General features: G+C 68.3%; 3 protein-coding genes. 2 read left to right on the top strand and 1 reads right to left on the bottom strand.

The window, feature by feature from the left end; genetic code table 11:
* Nucleotides 1–248, top strand: a 248-nt coding sequence (locus tag ACQKIP_RS28485; RefSeq protein ID WP_427744496.1) for a cupin domain-containing protein, incomplete at its 5' end; no start/stop codon positions are given.
* 27 nt (nt 249–275) lie between these two features.
* On the opposite strand, the gene ACQKIP_RS28480 is transcribed toward ACQKIP_RS28485, so the two are convergent.
* A complete protein-coding gene (locus ACQKIP_RS28480) occupies nt 276–1,322 on the bottom strand; it encodes an MBL fold metallo-hydrolase (protein ID WP_365856367.1) in 1,047 nt (348 codons plus the stop codon).
* A 219-nt stretch (nt 1,323–1,541) separates the two neighbouring features.
* Between ACQKIP_RS28480 and ACQKIP_RS28475 the strand changes: the two genes are divergently transcribed.
* On the top strand, nt 1,542–1,873 hold a 332-nt coding region (locus ACQKIP_RS28475), incomplete at its 3' end, for an MFS transporter (RefSeq protein ID WP_427744495.1).

Raw genomic sequence — 1,873 nt, 5'->3', positions numbered from 1 at the left:
CGCCGGCAGGACGGGCACCCACAAGGAACCTGCAGACCCACGAGGGGTACGAGTGGTTCTACGTCCTCGACGGCCACGTCAGATTCATCCTCGGCGAGCGCGAGTTCAGCCTCGGGGCCGGAGAGGCGGCGGAGTTCGACACCCGCGTACCGCACTGGATCGGCAGCGCCGACAGCCGGCCCGCGGAACTGCTCGCCCTGTTCGGCGCGCAGGGCGAGCGCGCACATCTGGCGCCGGCCGGACACTGATCCAACCCGGCGCCTGCTGACGCGTGTTCACCGCTGCTTTTGCAGGACCCCGGCCTTCACGCACGACGTCATCACCGCGAAGTTCCGTCGCACTTCCTGCTCGCCGATGACGAACGGGTTTCGCCGGGTGCCCCGCTCACGCAGTGCGTCGATGTTGCGGGTGCCCATGACCAGGAACGGATGGGTACTCAGTACGGAATCGACGTGCTGCCTCTCGGCCGCCGTACGGAAGGCGGCCAGCGACGCGGCCATCTGCCGGCGTCCTTCGAGTGCGGCGGGCTGGGCCGTGCCGCCCCAGATCCCTGCGACGTGCCGGCGGCCGTCGAAGTCCCGGACCGTCACAGTGATCGACACCGTGCCCGGTGTGTGCCCCGGCGTGGGCAGCAGGTGCATCTGCGTGGAGCCGAAGGAGAGTGTGGTCGGCCCGGAGATCGCCTGGGCGAGTGGCTTCAGCGTCGCCGGAAGAGAGGCCTCGCCCGCCGCGCCTGCCACAATCTTCGCGCCGTAGGTCTTCTTGAGGTAGGCCGCGCCGCCGTAGTGATCCTCGTGCTCGTGCGTGAGGACGATGCGCGTGATGTTCTTCGGGTCGAGGCCCGCCGCGGTCAGGCCGGGGACGATGACGTCGCGTGCGTCGGACTCGTTCCACAGCGCGTCGACGAGGACGATGCCCTCGGTCGTCTTGATCGCGTAGGCGCTCGTGCCCGGGTAGCCGAGGAACACGACGTTCTCAAAGATGTGCTCGCCGTTGTATCGGGTGTCCCGGTCGGCCAACTGGTCCATCCACGCGGGCGGGTTGCCCGTCGGCGACACCGTCTCGATCTGCCGGCACCACTCGACGCGGGCGTTCTGCAGGAACGGTGTGGTGCGGGTCGCCCGGGTGGCGTCGTCCAGGGCCCGTCGTACCTGTGGCGTGTGCTTGACCTCTGCGGATGCTGCGCTGCCTGCCGTCGTGGTCGCGCCGGGCGGGTCCGCCGCACAGGCCAAGCCGATGACCGCGCCCGCCATGACCGCAGCCGCGGTTCTCACCGCTTGACGTGCCGTACGTGCCGGGCTCGTGGTGCTTCCTGGCTCCATCGCTTCCGCTCCTTCGCCGGCCGGAGAAATCTGCGGGGATCCGCAGCCGTCCGGACGGTAGTGAGGTGCGAGGGCCTTTCGGCATGGACGGTTTCTCCATCGATGCCCACCGAGGCGGGAGAACTTCTCCCTGTCCCTGCCGCAGCGGCCTGCCTACGGTGAGCGGGCTCGCCTGGCAAAACGGTCGTTCACCCAGCACAGGGACATGAGGAGTCGTCGATGACGGAAGCCGGGACACTGCGCCGCAGCGCACTGCGCAAGGTCGCTCGGAGGTTCATCCCCTTCCTGGGCCTCGTGTACTTCGTCAACTATCTGGACCGCACGAACATCGGCTTCGCCAAACTGACGATGAGCGAGGACCTCGGGCTCACGGAGACCATGTTCGGACTGGCCTCGGGGCTGTTCTTCATCGGCTACCTGCTGTTCGAGGTGCCCAGCAACCTCGCCCTGCACCGCTTCGGCGCACGCCGCTGGATCGCCCGCATCATGGTGACGTGGGGGCTGTGCGCGATGCTCCTTGCCTTCGTGCAGTCCTCCGGGCAGCTGTACGC

The sequence above is a fragment of the Streptomyces sp. NPDC059900 genome (assembly GCF_050270335.1).
In the GTDB taxonomy this organism is placed as follows: Bacteria; Actinomycetota; Actinomycetes; order Streptomycetales; family Streptomycetaceae; genus Streptomyces.
The sequence above is the reverse complement of the archived record's forward strand: the minus strand, read 5'-3'. Positions and strand labels throughout refer to the sequence as shown.

Excerpts from the sequence above, each read along its gene's own strand:
- ACQKIP_RS28480 (WP_365856367.1), bottom strand. The coding sequence starts at position 1,322 with ATGGAGCCAGGAAGCACCACGAGCCCGGCACGTACGGCACGTCAAGCG.